Below are 18,595 nucleotides of genomic sequence, written 5' to 3' on the forward strand. Positions count from 1 at the left end.
GGAGGCCCCGCCGGTGCGGCCGCCGGCTATTCCCCGGCCATCCGTCGGCTATCCCTCGGCTAGCCCTCGGCGATCACCACGGCCGACGCGACACCGGCGTCGTGGCTCAGCGAGATGTGCCAGGACTTCACACCCAGCGCCCGCGCCCGCTCGCCGACCGTCCCGGACACCCGCAGGCGGGGCTGCCCGGAGTCCTCCACGTACACCTCGGCGTCGGTCCACAGCAGGCCCGCGGGCGCGCCGAGCGCCTTGGCCAGGGCTTCCTTGGCGGCGAACCGGGCGGCGAGCGAGGCGATCCCGCGCCGCTCGCCGCTCGGCAGCGTCAACTCGGTGTCGAGGAAGAGCCGCTGCGCCATGTTCGGCGTCCGCTCCAGCGCCGCGCCGAACCGCTCGATCTCCGCGACGTCGATCCCCACGCCGATAATCGCCACGACAACCCCATCTACTCCACCGTCACCGACTTCGCGAGGTTACGCGGCTGGTCCACCTCGTTCCCGCGCGCCGTCGCCAGCTCGCACGCGAAGACCTGCAACGGGACCGTCGCGACCAGCGGCTGGAGCAGCGTCGGCGTGGCCGGGATCCGGATGAGGTGGTCGGCGTACGGGGTGACCGCCTCGTCGCCCTCCTCCGCGATGACGATGGTCCGCGCCCCGCGCGCCCGGATCTCCTGGATGTTCGACACGATCTTGTCGTGGAGCACCGACCGCCCGCGCGGCGACGGGACGACCACCACCACCGGCAGGTCCTGCTCGATCAGCGCGATCGGCCCGTGCTTGAGCTCGCCCGCCGCGAAGCCCTCGGCGTGCATGTACGCCAGCTCCTTGAGCTTGAGCGCGCCCTCCAGCGCCACCGGGTAGCCGACGTGCCGGCCCAGGAACAGCACGGTGTCCTTGTCGGCGAGGGACCGCGCGAGCGCCCGTACCGGCTCCATCGTCTCCAGTACGGTGTCCACCGCCGCCGCGATGTCCGACAACTCCCGGATCACCGCCTGGATTTCATCGCCCCACTTGGTGCCCCGCACCTGCCCGAGGTACAGCGCCACGAGGTAGCAGGCCACGAGCTGCGTCAGGAACGCCTTCGTGGAGGCGACCGCCACCTCCGGGCCCGCATGCGTGTAGAGCACCGCATCCGACTCCCGCGGAATCGTCGACCCGTTCGTATTGCAGATGGCCAGCACCTTGGCGCCCTGCTCGCGCGCGTGCCGCAGCGCCATCAGGGTGTCCATGGTCTCGCCGGACTGCGAGATCGCGACCACCAGCGTCCGCTGGTCCAGGATCGGATCGCGGTAGCGGAACTCGCTGGCGAGCTCCGTCTCGCACGGGATGCGGGTCCAGTGCTCGATGGCCAACTTCGCGATCATGCCCGCGTGGTACGCCGTACCGCACGCCACGATCACGACCTTGTCGACCTCCCTGAGCACCGAGGCGGGGATGCGCACCTCGTCCAGGGTCAGCGAACCGCTCGCGTCGATCCTGCCCAGGAGGGTGTCGGCGACGGCCTTCGGCTGCTCCGCGATCTCCTTGAGCATGAAGTAGTCATAACCCCCCTTCTCGGCCGCCGAGGCGTCCCAGTCCACGTGGTACGCCCGCACGGAGGCGGGCGAACCGTCGAAGTCGGTCACCGTCACCCCGTCGCGGCGGAGCTCGACGACCTGGTCCTGCCCCAGCTCGATCGCGGCGCGGGTGTGGGCGATGAAGGCGGCCACGTCCGAGGCGAGGAAGTTCTCTCCCTCGCCAACGCCCACCACCAGGGGCGAGTTCCGGCGCGCGCCGACCACCACGTCCGGCGCGTCGGCGTGCACCGCCACGAGCGTGAAGGCGCCCTCCAGCCGCCGGCACACCTGCCGCATCGCCGCCGCCAGGTCCCCGCCGGCCGCGTACTCCTCGGCGAGCAGGTGCGCCACGACCTCGGTGTCCGTCTCGGACTCCAGCCGGTGCCCGCGCTCGGCGAGTTCGGCGCGCAGTGCGGCGAAGTTCTCGATGATGCCGTTGTGCACGACCGCCACCCGCCCGGAGTTGTCCAGGTGGGGATGGGCGTTGGCGTCGGTCGGCCCGCCGTGGGTGGCCCATCGGGTGTGGCCCAGCCCGGTCGACCCGGCCGGCAGCGGGTTGCCGACGAGCTCCTTCTCCAGGTTGACGAGCTTGCCGGCCTTCTTGGCGGCGGCCAGTCCCCCGTCGGAGAGCACGGCGACCCCCGCCGAGTCGTAGCCGCGGTACTCCAGTCGCTTGAGTCCGGCGATGACCACATCGAGCGCCGACTGCGCTCCCACGTAACCCACAATTCCGCACATAGGCCGCAGCGTACGCCGATGTTGAGCTCCTGCCCCGTACCTGAACAAGACGAAACCCCGCCCCGGCGAATGCGCCGGAGCGGGGTTGACGCGTCACTGCCCGAAGGCTCAGCCGAGCTTCTTGATCTGGGCGTCGACGACGTCCTTCGGGAGCACCGGCTTGCCGCCGAGGTTCTGCACCGAGAACGTGGCGAGGGTGTTGCCCTTGCGCACCACGACCACCTGGCCTGCCGCCGGGGTCTCGGCGTCGCCGAAGTCCGCGAGGAAGGACACGGCCTCGTCGCCGGCCGTGAGGGCGTCACCCGCCGCCACCTTGTTGACCTTCAGGCTCTCGCCGTCCTGCGTCATCGTGTAGCCACCGGCGCAGGCGGTGCCCGCCGTCTTGAAGGCGCTGAACGCCTCCTCGGCACCCTTGCCGTTGTAGGAGGTGAGGGTCACGGAGGTGCCGGTCGCGCCGGTGAGCATCTCCAGGCCGGCCTTCAGCTTGTCCGCCTCCGACGCGTTCGGGTCGGCGGCCTTCCCCGAGGTGCCGCCGACCTGGGTGCGGGCCACACCGGTCGAGGTGCCCTGGGGCGCCATCGACGCGGCCTGGACGAGCGGCTTGCACTCGGCCTTGTCGGTGGTTGCCGCGAGGGAGGCGACCTGGGCCTCGGAGGGCGCCTTGACCACGCTGTCCTTGGGGGCCTCGGCCTGGGTCAGCAGGAGGGACGCCAGCTCGGCGTCCGTCTTGCCCTTGACGGCCGGGGCCGCCGAGGACGCGGGGGCCGACGGCTTGGCGTCCGCCTTGGGGTCGGCCTTCTCCGAGCCGCAGGCGGTGGCCAGCAGGGCCAGGGACACCGCGGACGCGGTCAGGACGGTACGACGGACAAGGGCGGTACGCACGAAGATCTCCCCCATGGAACACAACGGATTCAGGGCAGCACGAAGAGTTTTCTCGGAGCTGCGGTGATCCACAATGTACGGGCCGTTCGATCACCCGGTCGGGGATTTTCGCGCCCGGCGCCGATTGTGACCAGGGCGAGACCCCCACGGGCCCGAATCGAGACGGCCCCCGGCCCGGCTCCGGCCCGGCTCCGGCCCGGCTCCGCCCCCGGTCCGCTCCGCACGTGACCGACCACACCACCCATAACCGAGCCGGAGCGCCGACAATGGCGGTGTGATCACTTCGCCGCCACGAAGCAGCACGCCGGACAGCGCGACGGAGCGCACCGGCCCGGACGGGCCCCCCTCTCGTCCCGCCCACCGCCGGGGCCCCGACGCCTCGCCGTACGTCGACCTCACCCGGGCCGAGTGGAGCGCCCTGCGCGAGCGGACCCCGCTGCCGCTCACCGCCGACGAGGTCGAGCGGCTGCGGGGCCTGGGCGACGTCATCGACCTCGACGAGGTCCGCGACGTCTACCTGCCGCTCTCCCGCCTGCTGAACCTGTACGTCGGCGCCACCAGCAATCTCCGGGGCACCCTCAACACCTTCCTCGGCGACGCGGGCAACGGCCACGGCGCCCAGCAGGGCACCCCCTTCGTCATAGGCGTCGCCGGCTCGGTCGCCGTCGGCAAGTCCACCGTGGCCCGCCTGCTCCAGGCCCTGCTGGCGCGCTGGCCCGAGCACCCGCGCGTGGAGCTGGTCACCACCGACGGGTTCCTCTACCCGATGAAGGAGCTCCAGCGGCGCGGTCTCACCTCCCGCAAGGGCTTCCCGGAGTCGTACGACCGCCGCGCGCTCACCCGCTTCGTCGCCGACATCAAGGCCGGCAAGGACGAGGTCCGCGCCCCGGTCTACTCGCACCTGATCTACGACATCGTGCCGGGCGAGGAGCTCGTCGTCCGCCGCCCGGACATCCTCATCGTCGAGGGCCTCAACGTGCTCCAGCCGGCCCTCCCCGGGACGGACGGCCGCACCCGCGTCGCCCTCGCCGACTACTTCGACTTCAGCGTGTACGTGGACGCGCGCCCCGAGGACATCGAGCGCTGGTACCTGGGCCGCTTTCGCAAACTGCGCGAGACCGCGTTCCAGAATCCTTTCTCCTACTTCCGCAAGTACACCCAGGTCTCCGAGGAGGAGGCCATGGAGTACGCGCAGACGATGTGGCGGACCATCAACAAGCCCAACCTGCTGGAGAACGTGGCCCCCACCCGCGGCCGGGCCAACCTCGTCATCCGCAAGGGACCGGACCACAAGGTGCAGAAGCTGAGCCTGCGCAAGCTCTGAACCGGCTCGGAGCGGGAGGTCCGCATTAAGGTGCGGGCATGCTGCATCTGCGGATGATCACCCCGCCCCTCCTCACGGACCGGGTGGTGGAGCTGATCGGCCAAACGGTCGGTACCACGCACCTGGTCGTGCTCAACGGCGCCGCCCGCGACCCCCAGGGCGACCTCGTGCTGTGCGACGTCGCCCGCGAGGCGGCCGATGAGCTGCTGCAGGAGATGCGCTCGCTCGGCATCGACAAGACCGGGTCGATCGCCGTCGAGAACATCGACCTGTCGATCTCCCAACGCGCCGACGACGCGGAGGAGGAGGCGCCGGGCGAGGCGGCCGACGCCGTGGTCTGGGAGCAGCTCGCCGAGTCCACGCACGAGGAATCCACGCTCACCATCACGTACAGCGTCTTCCTGATGGTGGCGACGATGATCGCGGCCTGCGGTGTGGCCCTGGACAACGCGATCCTCATCGTGGGCGCCATGGCGGTCGGCCCGGAGTTCGGCCCGCTCGCCGGCATCTGCACGGGCCTGGTGCAGCGGCAGCCGAAGCTCGCCGCGCGGTCGCTGTTCGCGCTGCTGGTCGGTTTCGCGGCGGCGATCGTGGCGACGACGGTGTTCAGCCTGGTGATGGACGCGCTCGGCCAGTTCCACGAGGGGATGCTCGACAATCCCCGGCCGAACACGAGCTTCATCTGGCAGCCCGACCCGTTCTCGTTCGTCGTGGCGCTGCTCGCCGGTGTGGCCGGGATGCTCTCGCTGACCTCGGCGAAGGCCGGCGCCCTGGTCGGCGTGGCGATCTCCGTCACCACCGTCCCGGCGGCCGCCAACGCCGCCGTGGCCCTCAGTTACGGCGAGTTCGGCCAGATGTGGGGCTCGGCGGAGCAGCTGCTGCTGAACCTGCTCGGCATCATCCTGTCCGGCACGCTCACCCTGGTCGCCTGGAAACTGCTGTGGCGCACCCAGCAGAGCCGGATGATCCGGAAGCCGGGTGCGCCACCTTTCGCGTAGTGCTGCGACCGCGTATCAGCCGAGCGCCGACTTCACGGCGTCCGCGAGCCGGCCGGCGACCGAGCGGGCCTGCTCGATGTCGGCGGCTTCCACCATCACCCGTACGAGTGGCTCCGTACCGGACGGACGGAGCAGCACCCGTCCGGTGGATCCCAGCTCGCGCTCGGCGTCGGCCACGGCCGCGGCCAGCTCGCCGGAGGTCGCGACGCGGGACTTGTCCACGTCCGGAACGTTGATCAGCACCTGCGGCAGCCGCTGCATCACGCCGGCCAGCTCCGCCAGGGACCGGCCGGTGGCCGCGACCCGCGCCGCGAGCAGCAGGCCGGTCAGCGTGCCGTCGCCCGTCGTCGCGTGGTCCAGGATGATCACGTGGCCGGACTGCTCGCCGCCCAGCGCGTAGCCGTGCTCCTTCATCGACTCCAGGACGTACCGGTCGCCGACCCCGGTCTGCACGACCTGGATGCCCTCGCCCTCCATGGCCAGCTTGAAGCCCAGGTTGGACATCACGGTGCCGACCACGGTGTTGCCGCGCAGCTGCCCGGCCTCGCGCATGGCCAGCGCCAGCACGGCGAGGATCTGGTCGCCGTCGACCTCCGCGCCGGTGCCGTCGACGGCCAGGCAGCGGTCGGCGTCACCGTCGTGCGCGATGCCGAAGTCGGCGCCGTGCTCGACGACGGCCGCCTTGAGCAGGCCGAGGTGGGTGGAACCGCAGCCGTCGTTGATGTTCAGGCCGTCGGGCTCGGCCCCGATCGTGACGACCTCCGCGCCGGCCCGGGCGAAGGCCTCGGGCGACACGTACGCGGCCGCGCCGTGCGCCTCGTCCAGGACGATCTTCAGGCCGTCGAGGCGGTTGGGGAGGACCCCGATCAGGTGGGCGACGTACTTCTCGAAGCCCTCGGTGTAGTCCGAGATGCGGCCGACGCCGGAGCCGGTGGGCCGGTCCCAGGGGGCGCCCGTGCGGTGCTCCTCGTAGACGGACTCGATGCGGTCCTCCAGCTCGTCGGCGAGCTTGTGGCCGCCGCGCGCGAAGAACTTGATGCCGTTGTCCGGCATGGCGTTGTGGCTGGCGGAGAGCATCACGCCGAGGTCGGCACCCAGCGCACCGGTGAGATACGCCACCGCCGGGGTGGGCAGCACACCGACGCGCAGGACGTCCACGCCCGCGCTGGCGAGGCCGGCCACGACCGCCGCCTCGAGGAATTCACCGGAGGCCCGGGGATCCCGGCCGACCACGGCCGTCGGCCGGTGGCCCGCGAAGGTACCCGCCTCGCCCAGTACGTGGGCAGCCGCCACGGAGAGGCCGAGCGCGAGCTCCGCCGTCAGATCCGCGTTGGCAACGCCGCGTACACCGTCCGTCCCGAAGAGTCGTCCCACTGTTGTCCTCCCGAGTTTCTGCATCGCTTTGTGACCGCATGTGACAGGTATGTGCCGCTTGTGGCGGTAAACGAACCGCCCCGGCAGCACGGAGAGTGCTGCCGGGGCGGATTCGTTGCAGAACAGCAGGCGCAGATTAACGCTTGCTGTACTGCGGAGCCTTACGGGCCTTCTTGAGACCGGCCTTCTTGCGCTCGACCGCACGGTCGTCGCGGGAGAGGAAGCCGGCCTTCTTCAGCGCCGGGCGGTTGTTGTCCACGTCCGCCTCGTTCAGCGCACGGGCCACACCGAGGCGCAGGGCGCCGGCCTGGCCGGAGACGCCGCCACCCGAGATGCGGGCGATGATGTCGTAGCGGTTGTCCAGCTCGAGGAGCTTGAACGGCTCGTTGACTTCCTGCTGGTGCACCTTGTTGGGGAAGTAGTCCTCAAGGGTGCGACCGTTGATCTTCCACTTGCCGGTGCCCGGAACGATCCGGACGCGGGCGATGGCGTTCTTGCGACGGCCCAGGCCGGCGGCCGGCTGGGGGTCGCCGAAGCGACCGGCAAGGGACTCGGAGGTGTAGTCGCCCTCGACGACGACCTCGGACTCGCTGGTGTACTCCTCGACGTTGCCCTCGAACTCGTCGACGGGGGTCGTCTCGGCGGTGGTCTCGGCCACGATGCTCCTCAGAATTTTCTACGTCTTAGGGGGTGGCCGGAACTACTGCGCGACCTGGGTGATCTCGAACGGCACCGGCTGCTGGGCAGCGTGGGGGTGCTGGTCGCCCGAGTAGACCTTCAGCTTCGAGAGCATCTGACGGCCCAGGGTGTTCTTGGGGAGCATGCCCTTGACGGCCTTCTCGACGGCCTTCTCCGGGTTGTTCGCCAGGAGGTCGTCGTAACGCACGGAGCGCAGACCACCCGGGAAGCCGGAGTGGCGGTACGCCATCTTCTGGGTCGCCTTGTTGCCGGACAGGTGAACCTTGTCGGCGTTGACGATGATGACGAAGTCGCCCATGTCCATGTGGGGGGCGTAAGTCGGCTTGTGCTTGCCGCGCAGGAGGGCAGCGGCCTGGGTCGCCAGACGGCCGAGGACAACGTCCTGGGCGTCGATGACGAGCCACTGGCGCGAGATGTCGCCGGGCTTGGGGCTGAACGTACGCACGCGTATGCCTTCGCTTCTTCAGTGGTGGTTATCCCAAGGGCGCAAGCCCCACGGGAAGGTCCTGACAGGGTCACCACGGACGATCACGACAGCCCTCGTTCACAACGGGGACGCAACCCGTGTGAACTGCTGGTCATCGGTCCGGTGGACCGGCGTAAGGCCCTTTCACGTGAGAATGAGCAAGCCAATACGCATAACAAACCAGCAGAGTACCCAAGCAGACCCGTATGGGTCAAAACGCGGTCCGCGATGCCGATTCTGCTGGCGTCGCGGCGCACTCCGGTTCGGTCCTGGGTGGGGACCCCGCAGTTGTTACAGGCTCCAGAGTAACCCGACCGGAGCGCAGCGCACGACGCCCCAGCAGGATTGCCAGCCCGCAGAGGGTGGCGCAGTCCTTGAACGCGCGCCGTTTGTGGGCCAGCTCGGAGGGCCACGGCACCAGTGCCACCTGAGGGGCCAGGGCCACCCAGAACCAGGGCGAGCGGGGCATCGAGCCCGGCCGCACCGCCGTGGCCAGCAGCAGCGGAAGCACCACCAGCAGGTAGTGGTCGAAGGACGGCCGCGAGACCAGGAATGCGGCGAGCATCACCATGCAGGCCGTCTCCGCGAGCCGCAGCTCTCCCCCGTCCACCTCCTCGCGTCCCCCGCCGCCTCCGGCGGACTCGGGCCGCCGCCACCGCGTCCAGGCCGCCCACAGCCCCGCCCCGGCCCCCGCGAAGGCCACCAGCACCGCCAGCGGCTCCGGCACGCCCAGCCGCGGCAGGACCGCGATCGGCGAGGCGTCCCACGGCAGCGCGTACGCGTCCTGCCCCTGGAGCAGGAACGGCAGGGTCTTGGTGAAGAACAGCGACGGGCTCGGCATCAGCAGCGCGCCCGCCAGCGAGAGCCCCAGCGGCACCAGCACGGCCGCGGCCAGCCCCCGCCACCGCCGGGCGAGCACGAAGAGCAGCCCGAGCGGCACCAGCATCGGCTTGCAGGCGATGGCCAGCCCGACCACCAGGCCGGCCGCCCCCCAGTGCCGCCGGTGCGCGAGGAGCAGCGCCACCGGCAGCGCGGCGGCCGAGATCGCCGTCCAGTTGCCGATCAGCACGAGGTTCACGTACGGCTTGTAGGCCAGGGCCAGGACCGGGAACCCGACGACCGCGAAGCGCGAGCGCAGCGGCACCGAGAACATCCGCAGCGCCGCCAGCCAGCCGATGCCCAGCAGCCCGGACATCGCGACGGGCAGGAACCAGCGCAGCACCGTCGTCGGCAGCAGCGCCTCGGGGACCGCCATGAGCACGGCGCTCGGCAGGTACAGGAAGCGCTTGTCCTCGTACGGGGACCCGCCCGCCAGCAGCGTCTCGGCCGCCTTGACCACGAAGGCGTTGTCCGAGCCCCAGTTCTCCCGCAGGCTCGTGGAGACGCAGATCCCCAGGACCACCGCGAGGGAGACGAACTGCCAGGGCCTGGCGGCGGGCCGCAGCAGCCAGTCGATCAGCCGGTTCCCGGAGCTGTGGTTCTCCCACTTCATGAGCCAGATGCTAGGCCGCAGGCCCACGACGCCCCTCCCCCACTCCGGCCGAGGGGCGGTCTCCCCCTAGCGCTTGCGTTCGACTCTACGTTCGTCCCAGACGGGCTCCTGAGTCTCCCGCACCACACCGTCCGAACCGAAGACCAGGTAGCGGTCGAATGTGCGGGCGAACCAGCGGTCGTGGGTGACGCACAGCACAGTGCCGTCGTACGACTCCAGGCCGTCCTGCAGGGCCTCCGCGGACTCCAGGTCCAGGTTGTCCGTCGGCTCGTCCAGGAGCAGCGCCGTGGTGCCCGCCAGCTCCAGCAGCAGGATCTGGAAGCGCGCCTGCTGACCGCCCGAGAGCTTCTCGAAGGCCTGGTCGCCCTGGCGCTCCAGCTCGTAGCGGCGCAGCACGCCCATCGCCGCGCCCAGCGGCTTGGCGGCCTCCGTCCACAGGATGTCGACGAGGGTGCGGCCGAACAGCTCCGGATGGGCGTGGGTCTGCGCGAAATGGCCGGGAACCACCCGGGCGCCCAGCTTCCACGCGCCCGTGTGCTTGACGTCCTCGCCCGCCAGCAGCCGCAGGAAGTGCGATTTGCCGGAGCCGTTGGAACCGAGCACCGCGACCCGCTCGCCGTAGAAGACCTCCAGCGAGAAGGGCTTCATCAGGCCCGTGAGCTCCAGGTTCTCCACGGTCAGCGCGCGTACGCCGGTGCGCCCGCCCTTGAGCCGCATCCTGATGTCCTGCTCCCGCGGCGGCTCCGGCGGCGGGCCGGCCTCCTCGAACTTCTGGAAGCGGGTCTGCATCGCCCGGTACCGCGAGGCCATGTCGGGGCTGCTCGCGGCCTGGTTGCGCAGCCGCAGCACCAGCGCCTTCAGGCGGGCGTGCTCCTCGTCCCAGCGCCGCTTGAGCTCCTCGAAGCGCGCGAAGCGCTCCTTGCGGGCCTCGTGGTAGGTGCCGAAGCCCCCGCCGTGCACCCACACGTCGCTGCCCATCGGGCTCGCCTCCAGGCTGATGATCTTCTCAGCGGCCTGGGTGAGCAGCTCCCGGTCGTGGGAGACGAACAGCACGGTCTTGCGGGTGGCCTTGAGCTGCTCCTCCAGCCACCGCTTGCCCGGGACGTCGAGGTAGTTGTCCGGCTCGTCGAGCAGCAGCACCTCGTCCGGTCCGCGCAGCAGCGCCTCCAGCACGAGCCGCTTCTGCTCACCGCCCGAGAGCGTGCGCACCTCGCGGAACTGCGCGGTGTCGTACGGGATGGCCAGCGCGGCCATCGTGCAGACGTCCCACAGGGTCTCCGCCTCGTAGCCCTGGACGTCCGCCCAGTCGCTGAGCGCCTGCGCGTAGGCCATCTGGGCGGCCTCGTCGTCCACGGTCAGGATCAGCTGCTCGGCCCGGTCCACGGCCTTCGCGGCCTCCCGGATCCGCGGCTGGGACACCGAGACCAGCAGGTCGCGTACGGTCGTCTCGTCCCGTACGGAGCCCACGAACTGCGACATCACGCCGAGCCCGCCGCTGACGGTGACCCCGCCGCCGTGCGGCTGGAGCTCGCCGGAGACCAGCTTCAGCAGGGTGGTCTTGCCGGCCCCGTTCGCCCCGACCAGGGCGACCACCGAGCCCTCCCCCACGCGGAAGGAGACGTCGGGGAGCAGGACCCGCCCGTCGGGAAGGTAGTACTCCAGGTGGCTGGCTTCGAGATGTCCCATGCCGGGCATTGTCCCGGTCCGGCGGCGATCCGCCCAAACCGATTAACAGCAGCCCTTGCCGGGAAGCGTGCGCAGGTTCCGGGCCTCCTTGCTGCGGGCCGCCAGCAGCTCGTCGGCCGGGTAGCCGACCTCCTCCAGGGTGAGGCCGTGCGGCTTGACCACGTGCACCGAGGAGTCCCGTACGGCCGCCGCCAGCACCTTGCCGGGCCAGTCGGTGGGCCGGTGCCCGTCGCCCACGTGCAGCAGGGCGCCCACCAGCGAGCGGACCATGTTGTGGCAGAAGGCGTCGGCGCGCACCGTCGCGGTGATGATCCCGTCCTCGCCGCGCTCCCAGGCGAGCTGCTGGAGCGTGCGGATGGTCGTGGCGCCCTCGCGCTTCTTGCAGTACGCGGCGAAGTCGTGCTCGCCGAGCAGCGGGGCGGAGGCCTCGTTCATGGCGTCCACGTCGAGGGGCCACTGGTGCCACAGGACGTGGCCGCGCAGCAGCGGGTCGATCCCGCCCTGGTGGTCGCCCACGCGGTAGGCGTAGCGGCGCCAGATGGCCGAGAAGCGCGCGTTGAAGCCCGCGGGGGCCTCGGCGGCCTTCCACACCCGTACGTCGTGCGGCAGCCGGCCGGCGAGCCGGCGCAGCAGCTTGTCGTGGTGCTCGGCCCACACCTCTTCGGCCAGGTCGAACTGGGCGACCTGACCGCGGGCGTGCACGCCCGCGTCGGTGCGCCCGGCGACGGTCAGCTCGACGGGCTCCTTCAGCCGCATCACGGTCTGCAGGGCCGATTCCAGCTCGCCCTGCACGGTCCGCAGCACGCGCTGCTTCGCCCAGCCGGAGAAGTCCTTGCCGTCGTAGCTCAGGTCCAGCCGCACCCGGACGTGCCCGGGCTCCACCTCGTCACTCACGTGACCGATCCTCTCAAAGCTGCAGAACGTCGGAGAACACAGAACGGGCCCGCCCCCGGAAGGGGCGGGCCCGTTCAGAGCCGATCAAGCAAGCTCGATCCCGGAGCGGGATCAGGCCTCCTTGGTCTCCTCGGCGGGGGTCTCGGTGGCCTCGGCCTTGGCCTCCGCCTCCTTCACCGCGCGCTTGGTGGCGGCCTCGGCCTCACCAGTGGCCTGCTGGGCGACCGTCAGGGCCTCGACCAGCTCGATGACCGCCATCGGGGCGTTGTCGCCACGACGGTTGCCGATCTTGGTGATGCGCGTGTAACCACCGGGGCGGTTCTCGTAGCGCGGGGCGATCTCGGTGAACAGCGTGTGCACGATGCTCTTGTCCGTGATCGTCTGCAGCACCAGGCGACGGTTGTGGATGTCGCCCTTCTTGGCCTTGGTGACCAGACGCTCGGCGTAGGGACGCAGGCGACGGGCCTTGGCCTCGGTGGTGGTGATGCGGCCGTGCTCGAAGAGCGCCTTCGCGAGGTTCGCGAGGAGGTGCTTCTCGTGCGCGGCGGAACCGCCCAGGCGGGCACCCTTTGCGGGACGCGGCATGGTGTTACTCCTTCATATCTGCACCGGCCGTGTCAGGTACCGGTGTCAGTTCCCCCGAGGCGGATGCCGCGGGAAAGATCTACGGGTGCTGCTTAGTACTGCTCGGTCTCGACGAAACCGGCGTCCGCGTCGTCGTCGGCGCCGAAGGCGTCGGCGGCGGCGGTCGGGTCGAATCCGGGCGGGCTGTCCTTGAGGGCCAGGCCCATGCCGGCCAGCTTCGCCTTGACCTCGTCGATCGACTTCGCACCGAAGTTGCGGATGTCGAGCAGGTCGGCCTCGGAGCGGGCGACGAGCTCACCCACGGAGTGGATGCCCTCGCGCTTGAGGCAGTTGTACGACCGAACGGTGAGCTCGAGCTCCTCGATCGGCAGCGCCAGATCGGCGGCCAGGGCGGCGTCCGTCGGGGACGGGCCCATGTCGATGCCCTCGGCGTCGATGTTGAGCTCGCGCGCCAGACCGAACAGCTCGACCAGGGTCTTGCCGGCGGACGCCATGGCGTCGCGCGGGCGCATGGCCTGCTTGGTCTCGACGTCGACGATCAGCTTGTCGAAGTCGGTGCGCTGCTCGACTCGGGTCGCCTCGACCTTGTAGGTGACCTTGAGGACCGGGCTGTAGATGGAGTCGATCGGGATGCGACCGATCTCCTGGCCCAGCTGCTTGTTCTGGACGGCGGAGACGTAGCCGCGACCGCGCTCGACGGTCAGCTCCATCTCCAGCTTGCCCTTGCCGTTCAGCGTGGCGAGGACCAGGTCCGGGTTGTGCACCTCGACACCGGCCGGGGGCGCGATGTCGGCAGCGGTGACCAGGCCGGGACCCTGCTTGCGCAGGTACATCACGACCGGCTCGTCGTGCTCCGAGGAGACGACCAGCTGCTTGATGTTGAGGATGATGTCGGTGACGTCTTCCTTGACACCCGGCACGGTGGTGAACTCGTGCAGGACGCCGTCCACGCGGATGCTGGTGACAGCGGCACCCGGGATCGAGGACAGGAGCGTACGGCGCAGGGAGTTACCGAGGGTGTAGCCGAAGCCCGGCTCGAGCGGCTCGATCACGAACCGCGAGCGGTACTCGTCGACGACCTCTTCGGTCAGCGAAGGACGCTGAGCGATAAGCATGTCTGTGTTCCTTCATTCGTGGACGCCCACTATTTGACGCCCGACGGGACGCCGTACCGGAGTACGGCTACTGCAAGGGTACGGGCGGCACGGCCCCCGAAGGGGTCGTACCGCCCGGACACTCAAGAACGCACAGGTGCGTCCGCTGCGTCAGACGCGGCGGCGCTTCGGCGGGCGGCAGCCGTTGTGCGGGGTGGGGGTGACGTCCTGGATCGAGCCGACCTCGAGGCCGGTGGCCTGGAGGGAGCGGATCGCGGTCTCGCGGCCGGAGCCCGGACCCTTGACGAAGACGTCAACCTTGCGCATGCCGTGCTCCTGCGCGCGGCGGGCGGCCGACTCGGCGGCCATCTGCGCGGCGAAGGGGGTGGACTTGCGCGAGCCCTTGAAGCCGACGTGGCCGGCGGAGGCCCAGGAGATCACGTTGCCCGAGGGGTCCGTGATCGAGACGATGGTGTTGTTGAACGTGCTCTTGATGTGGGCGTGCCCGTGAGCGACGTTCTTCTTTTCCTTGCGGCGCACCTTCTTGGCAGCGCCCTGACGACCCTTGGGGGGCATCTAAATCTCCTACGGGAGGTGGTCGGTCCTACAGCGCAAGACCGCTGAACAGGACTACTTCTTGCCCGGCTTCTTCTTACCGGCGATCGCGCGACGCGGGCCCTTGCGGGTACGCGCGTTCGTGCTGGTGCGCTGACCGTGCACCGGCAGGCCACGACGGTGGCGGATGCCCTGGTAGCACTGGATCTCGATCTTGCGGCGAATGTCGCCCTGGATCTCGCGGCGGAGGTCACCCTCGGTACGGAGGTTGGCGTCCACGTACTCGCGGATCTTGACGAGGTCCTCTTCGGCCAGGTCACGAACGCGGGTGTTCGGGTTCACGCCGGTGGAGGCGAGGATCTCCTTGGACCGGGTGCGCCCGATACCGAAGACGTAGGTGAGTGCGATCTCCACACGCTTTTCGCGCGGGATGTCAACACCGGAAACGCGTGCCACAAATGGCTCCTGTGTGTTCGGGGGTCTTCCGCAGAACCACTCCCGACCGCCGACCACCCGAAGTGGGTGATGGTACGTCCGGGTCCCCGGCCCCCGCCGGAGGTACCGCCGGCCCCTCTCAGGGCTGGGCGGGTTCTGCGTATGTACGTTTTCTTACGTCGCGCGAAGAACTGCGGAAGGCAGGTCGGTCGGCGTGCGTCAGCCCTGGCGCTGCTTGTGGCGCAGGTTGTCGCAGATGACCATGACCCGGCCGTGACGGCGGATCACCTTGCACTTGTCGCAGATCTTCTTGACGCTCGGCTTGACCTTCATGTTGGTGAGGTTCTCCGGGTCAGTGCCACCACCCGCACCGGGACAAGACGCCCAGGCAGGAGTGAGGACAAGATCTACTTGTATCGGTAGACGATCCGGCCACGCGTCAGGTCGTACGGAGACAGCTCCACGACAACCCGGTCATCAGGGAGGATGCGGATGTAGTGCATGCGCATCTTGCCGCTGATGTGCGCGAGGACCTTGTGACCGTTCTGGAGTTCCACCTTGAACATCGCGTTCGGGAGGGACTCGATCACGGTGCCCTCGATTTCGATGGCACCTTGCTTCTTGGCCACGCTTCGCCTTTCGAATCGGCTACCTTGATCGGCCCCGTGCGCCATGCAGGCATGGAAGTGCACGAGAGCCGACGAGTCAGTCTACGTCAGGGCACCCAGAAAGACGAATCCGGAAAGTTTGCCCCAGAGTGTAGATCATTACGCCAGAGGGTCCGGAGCCGTGGTGACCCCGTACTCCGCCAGCTTCGCCTTGCCGCAGTCCGGGCTGGTCAGGACGATGGGACCGGCCTCGGTCAGCGCGACGGAGTGCTCCCAGTGCGAGGACCAGGTGCCGTCCGTGGTGATGACCGTCCAGTCGTCCGCCAGGACCTCCGTCTGGGCGGTGCCCAGGGAGACCATCGGCTCGATGGCCAGGCACAGGCCCGGGACCAGCTTGATCCCCTTGCCCCGCTTGCGCGAGACGTAGTTCAGCAGGTGGGGGTCCATGTGCATCTCGGACCCGATGCCGTGGCCGCCGTAGTCCTCGATGATCCCGAACTTGCCGAGGCTGTGCTCACCGGTGGCGGGCCGCGGCTGGCGCTTGATGTACGTCTCGATCGCCTTCGAGATGTCCACGAGCCGGTTGCCGAGCTTCATGGCGGCGATTCCGGCCCACATGGACTCCTCGGTCACCCGGGACAGCTCCACGAGCTCAGGGGCGTGCCCAGAGCCCACGAAGGCGGTGTACGCCGCGTCCCCGTGCCAGCCGTCGACGATCGCCCCGGCGTCGATCGAGATGATGTCGCCGTCCTTGAGGACCGTCGTGTCGTCCGGGATGCCGTGGACGACGACCTCGTTCACCGAGGTGCAGATGGTCGCGGGGAAACCGCCGTAGCCGAGGAAGTTCGACTTCGCTCCGGCGTCCGCGATCACCTTGCGGGCCACCATGTCCAGATCCCGCGTCGTGGCGCCCGGTACGGCCGCCTCGCGGGTCGCCGCGTGGATCGCGGCGACGACCAGCCCTGCCTCGCGCATCTTCGCGATCTGCTCGGGGGTCTTGATCTGCACCATGGAGGGCCTTCCACCTTCGGATATGCGTGTTCGGGTCTGTTCAACAGTACGGCCGCGATGCCCTGGGGACACCGCGGCCGTACCTGCACGACAGGGGGTGACTACTTCTTCAGCGCATCCATCGCGCGCTTCGTCACGTCCGCGACCTCACCGAGGGCCGGGATCGTCACGAGCAGGCCCTGGGCCTTGTAGTAGTCGATGATCGGCTCGGTCTGCGTGTGGTAGACCTCGAGCCGGTTGCGGACGGTGCCCTCGGAGTCGTCCCCGCGCTGGTACAGCTCGCCGCCGCAGGTGTCGCAGACGCCCTCCGCCTTCGGCGGGGCGTACGTGACGTGGAAGACGTGCGCGGAGTCGTTGCGGCAGATCCGGCGACCGGCGATCCGCTTGACGACCTCGTCCTCCTCGACCTCCAGGTCGAGAACGGCGTCGAGCTTCATGCCCGCGGCCTGGAGCATCTTGTCGAGGGCCTCGGCCTGCGACACGTTGCGCGGGAAGCCGTCGAGCAGGAAGCCGTTCACGGCGTCCGGCTTCTCCATGCGGTCCTTGGCCATGGCGATGGTGACCTCGTCGGGCACCAGGTCGCCGGCGTCCATGAACGCCTTGGCCTGCTTGCCGAGCTCGGTGCCCTGGCTGATGTTTGCCCGGAACAGGTCGCCCGTGGAGATGTGCGGGATCGACAGGTTCTTGGCAAGGAACGCGGCCTGCGTTCCCTTGCCCGCACCGGGCGGTCCGACGAGGACGATTCGCATCAGCGGAGGAACCCTTCGTAATTACGCTGCTGGAGCTGGCTCTCGATCTGCTTCACGGTTTCCAGACCCACACCCACGATGATCAGGATGCTCGTCCCGCCGAACGGGAAGTTCTGGTTCGCTCCGAAGCCGGCCAACGCCATCGTCGGCACAAGAGCGATGAGACCCAGGTACAGCGACCCCGGCCAAGTGATCCGGTTGAGCACGTAGCTCAGGTACTCGGCGGTGGGTCGACCGGCACGAATACCCGGGATGAACCCACCATACTTCTTCATGTTGTCTGCAACTTCCTCGGGGTTGAACGAGATCGCCACGTAGAAGAACGCGAAGAAAACGATCAAGAGGAAGTAGACCGCGATGTAGTACGGGTGGTCGCCCTTGACGAAGTGCTTCTGGATCCACGTCGCCCAGCCCGCGGTGGACCCGCTGAACTGCACGACCAGCGCCGGGATGTACAGCAGCGACGAGGCGAAGATGACGGGGATGATGCCCGCCTGGTTCACCTTGAGCGGGATGTAGGTCGAGGTGCCGCCGTACGCACGGCGGCCGATCATGCGCTTCGCGTACTGGACCGGGATCCGGCGCTGCGCCTGCTCGACGAAGACCACCAGGCCCACCATCGCGAGGCCGACCAGCATGACCACGCCGAACTCGACCCAGCCGTCGGCGATCTTGCCCTGCTCCTTGATGGCCCACAGGGCGCCGATGAAGCCGGCGGCGATCGAGATGAACATGAGGATCGACATGCCGTTGCCGATACCGCGGTCCGTGATGAGCTCACCGAGCCACATGACGACACAGGTGCCGGCGGTCATGGTGACGACCATGACGACGGTGGTGAAGATCGAACGGTTGGGGACGATCTGGCTGGCGACCTGGCAGCCCTGGAACAGGGCACCGGTGCGGGCGGTGGCGACGAGGCCGGTGCCCTGCAGGATCGCGAGTGCGACCGTCAGATAGCGCGTGTACTGAGTGATCTTCGCCGTGCCGGACTGTCCCTCTTTTTTGAGGTTCTCCAGCTTCGGGATGACCACGGTCAGCAGCTGCAGGATGATGCTCGCCGTGATGTACGGCATGATGCCGAGCGCAAAGATCGTGATCTGCAGCAGCGCGCCGCCGCTGAACATGTTGACGAGACCGAACAGCCCGTTGCTGCTGCCTGCCTGGTCGACACAGATCTGGACGTTCTTGTAGCTCACGCCGGGCACCGGGATGTGGGACCCGAGCCTGAACAGCACGATGATGGCGAGCGTGAAGAGCAGCTTCTTGCGCAGGTCGGGCGTCTTGAACGCCCGGGCGAACGCGGTGAGCACGGTGCCTCCTGCGACCCCCGCGCTACTGCGTCAGAGGTGACGGTCTGAGGGATCGACGTATACGACAAAGCAAAGGTGCACGCCACCTTACCGGCGAGTGTGCCTCCCGTGGAACGACCAACCGGGGATGCCCCATATGT

General features: G+C 69.1%; 20 protein-coding genes. 2 read left to right on the forward strand and 18 right to left on the reverse strand.

Features of this window, described 5'->3' with window-relative positions; genetic code table 11:
* Positions 1 to 59: 59 nt before the first annotated feature.
* The 3 genes from ACZ6I1_RS28695 to ACZ6I1_RS28705 all read right to left on the reverse strand — a co-directional run bounded on the left by ACZ6I1_RS28695 (position 60) and on the right by ACZ6I1_RS28705 (position 3,172).
* Complete coding sequence (locus tag ACZ6I1_RS28695) at positions 60 to 431, reverse strand: holo-ACP synthase (RefSeq protein WP_469291819.1); 372 nt, start codon at positions 429 to 431, stop codon at positions 60 to 62.
* An 11-nt stretch (positions 432 to 442) separates the two neighbouring features.
* A complete protein-coding gene (glmS, locus tag ACZ6I1_RS28700; protein ID WP_469291820.1) occupies positions 443 to 2,290 on the reverse strand; it encodes a glutamine--fructose-6-phosphate transaminase (isomerizing) in 1,848 nt (615 codons plus the stop codon).
* Between the two features lie 108 nt (positions 2,291 to 2,398).
* Entirely contained in the window at positions 2,399 to 3,172 is a 774-nt protein-coding gene (locus tag ACZ6I1_RS28705) for a hypothetical protein (protein ID WP_469291821.1), read from the reverse strand.
* 274 nt (positions 3,173 to 3,446) lie between these two features.
* Between ACZ6I1_RS28705 and coaA the strand changes: the two genes are divergently transcribed.
* Together coaA and ACZ6I1_RS28715 are read left to right on the forward strand one after the other, a co-directional pair.
* Positions 3,447 to 4,496, forward strand: coding sequence for a type I pantothenate kinase (gene coaA / locus ACZ6I1_RS28710; protein ID WP_469291822.1), 1,050 nt, complete (start codon positions 3,447 to 3,449; stop codon positions 4,494 to 4,496).
* A gap of 38 nt (positions 4,497 to 4,534) precedes the next feature.
* Entirely contained in the window at positions 4,535 to 5,494 is a 960-nt protein-coding gene (locus tag ACZ6I1_RS28715) for a DUF389 domain-containing protein (protein ID WP_469291823.1), read from the forward strand.
* 15 nt (positions 5,495 to 5,509) lie between these two features.
* Here ACZ6I1_RS28715 and glmM read toward each other — a convergent pair whose 3' ends face one another.
* The 15 genes from glmM to secY all read right to left on the reverse strand — a co-directional run bounded on the left by glmM (position 5,510) and on the right by secY (position 18,455).
* On the reverse strand, positions 5,510 to 6,868 hold the full coding sequence (glmM, locus tag ACZ6I1_RS28720) for a phosphoglucosamine mutase (protein ID WP_469291824.1): 1,359 nt from the start codon (positions 6,866 to 6,868) through the stop codon (positions 5,510 to 5,512).
* A gap of 136 nt (positions 6,869 to 7,004) precedes the next feature.
* Complete coding sequence (gene rpsI, locus ACZ6I1_RS28725; RefSeq protein ID WP_150518302.1) at positions 7,005 to 7,526, reverse strand: 30S ribosomal protein S9; 522 nt, start codon at positions 7,524 to 7,526, stop codon at positions 7,005 to 7,007.
* Between the two features lie 42 nt (positions 7,527 to 7,568).
* Entirely contained in the window at positions 7,569 to 8,012 is a 444-nt protein-coding gene (gene rplM, locus ACZ6I1_RS28730; protein ID WP_069921533.1) for a 50S ribosomal protein L13, read from the reverse strand.
* 232 nt (positions 8,013 to 8,244) lie between these two features.
* On the reverse strand, positions 8,245 to 9,525 hold the full coding sequence (locus ACZ6I1_RS28735) for a glycosyltransferase family 87 protein (protein ID WP_469291825.1): 1,281 nt from the start codon (positions 9,523 to 9,525) through the stop codon (positions 8,245 to 8,247).
* A 66-nt stretch (positions 9,526 to 9,591) separates the two neighbouring features.
* Complete coding sequence (locus ACZ6I1_RS28740; protein ID WP_469291826.1) at positions 9,592 to 11,211, reverse strand: ABC-F family ATP-binding cassette domain-containing protein; 1,620 nt, start codon at positions 11,209 to 11,211, stop codon at positions 9,592 to 9,594.
* Positions 11,212 to 11,253: 42 nt separating this feature from the next.
* On the reverse strand, positions 11,254 to 12,105 hold the full coding sequence (gene truA, locus ACZ6I1_RS28745) for a tRNA pseudouridine(38-40) synthase TruA (protein WP_469291827.1): 852 nt from the start codon (positions 12,103 to 12,105) through the stop codon (positions 11,254 to 11,256).
* Positions 12,106 to 12,216: 111 nt separating this feature from the next.
* The gene (gene rplQ / locus ACZ6I1_RS28750) at positions 12,217 to 12,690 is read right to left on the reverse strand and encodes a 50S ribosomal protein L17 (RefSeq protein WP_319733898.1); all 474 of its coding nucleotides are present in this window, start codon (positions 12,688 to 12,690) and stop codon (positions 12,217 to 12,219) included.
* Between the two features lie 92 nt (positions 12,691 to 12,782).
* Entirely contained in the window at positions 12,783 to 13,805 is a 1,023-nt protein-coding gene (locus tag ACZ6I1_RS28755) for a DNA-directed RNA polymerase subunit alpha (RefSeq protein WP_008739666.1), read from the reverse strand.
* Between the two features lie 150 nt (positions 13,806 to 13,955).
* Positions 13,956 to 14,360, reverse strand: coding sequence for a 30S ribosomal protein S11 (rpsK, locus tag ACZ6I1_RS28760; RefSeq protein ID WP_003956432.1), 405 nt, complete (start codon positions 14,358 to 14,360; stop codon positions 13,956 to 13,958).
* A gap of 54 nt (positions 14,361 to 14,414) precedes the next feature.
* The gene (rpsM, locus tag ACZ6I1_RS28765; RefSeq protein WP_007265919.1) at positions 14,415 to 14,795 is read right to left on the reverse strand and encodes a 30S ribosomal protein S13; all 381 of its coding nucleotides are present in this window, start codon (positions 14,793 to 14,795) and stop codon (positions 14,415 to 14,417) included.
* Positions 14,796 to 14,993: 198 nt separating this feature from the next.
* Positions 14,994 to 15,107 (reverse strand): 50S ribosomal protein L36, encoded by a 114-nt coding sequence (rpmJ, locus tag ACZ6I1_RS28770; protein WP_003956441.1) that lies wholly within the window; start codon positions 15,105 to 15,107, stop codon positions 14,994 to 14,996.
* A gap of 74 nt (positions 15,108 to 15,181) precedes the next feature.
* Positions 15,182 to 15,403, reverse strand: a complete 222-nt coding sequence (gene infA / locus ACZ6I1_RS28775; RefSeq protein WP_003956442.1) for a translation initiation factor IF-1 — start codon at positions 15,401 to 15,403, stop codon at positions 15,182 to 15,184.
* A 138-nt stretch (positions 15,404 to 15,541) separates the two neighbouring features.
* Positions 15,542 to 16,393 carry a type I methionyl aminopeptidase gene (gene map / locus ACZ6I1_RS28780; RefSeq protein ID WP_469291828.1) on the reverse strand — a complete coding sequence of 284 codons (852 nt, stop codon included), beginning with the start codon at positions 16,391 to 16,393 and terminating at the stop codon, positions 15,542 to 15,544.
* A 101-nt stretch (positions 16,394 to 16,494) separates the two neighbouring features.
* Entirely contained in the window at positions 16,495 to 17,142 is a 648-nt protein-coding gene (locus ACZ6I1_RS28785) for an adenylate kinase (protein WP_469291829.1), read from the reverse strand.
* A complete protein-coding gene (gene secY, locus ACZ6I1_RS28790; protein WP_446592726.1) occupies positions 17,142 to 18,455 on the reverse strand; it encodes a preprotein translocase subunit SecY in 1,314 nt (437 codons plus the stop codon). Before secY ends, ACZ6I1_RS28785 begins: the two co-directional genes overlap by 1 nt.
* Positions 18,456 to 18,595 lie beyond the last annotated feature (140 nt).

Source organism: Streptomyces sp. NPDC046303 (assembly GCF_055588085.1).

Bases quoted from the DNA above. Each gene is read 5' to 3' on its own strand.
- glmS (WP_469291820.1), bottom strand. From the start codon at position 2,290: ATGTGCGGAATTGTGGGTTACGTGGGAGCGCAGTCGGCGCTCGATGTG.
- ACZ6I1_RS28715 (WP_469291823.1), top strand. From the start codon at position 4,535: ATGCTGCATCTGCGGATGATCACCCCGCCCCTCCTCACGGACCGGGTG.
- ACZ6I1_RS28735 (WP_469291825.1), bottom strand. From the start codon at position 9,525: ATGAAGTGGGAGAACCACAGCTCCGGGAACCGGCTGATCGACTGGCTG.
- ACZ6I1_RS28740 (WP_469291826.1), bottom strand. From the start codon at position 11,211: ATGGGACATCTCGAAGCCAGCCACCTGGAGTACTACCTTCCCGACGGG.
- rplQ (WP_319733898.1), bottom strand. From the start codon at position 12,690: ATGCCGCGTCCCGCAAAGGGTGCCCGCCTGGGCGGTTCCGCCGCGCAC.
- ACZ6I1_RS28755 (WP_008739666.1), bottom strand. From the start codon at position 13,805: ATGCTTATCGCTCAGCGTCCTTCGCTGACCGAAGAGGTCGTCGACGAG.
- rpsK (WP_003956432.1), bottom strand. From the start codon at position 14,360: ATGCCCCCCAAGGGTCGTCAGGGCGCTGCCAAGAAGGTGCGCCGCAAG.
- rpmJ (WP_003956441.1), bottom strand. From the start codon at position 15,107: ATGAAGGTCAAGCCGAGCGTCAAGAAGATCTGCGACAAGTGCAAGGTG.
- map (WP_469291828.1), bottom strand. From the start codon at position 16,393: ATGGTGCAGATCAAGACCCCCGAGCAGATCGCGAAGATGCGCGAGGCA.
- ACZ6I1_RS28785 (WP_469291829.1), bottom strand. From the start codon at position 17,142: ATGCGAATCGTCCTCGTCGGACCGCCCGGTGCGGGCAAGGGAACGCAG.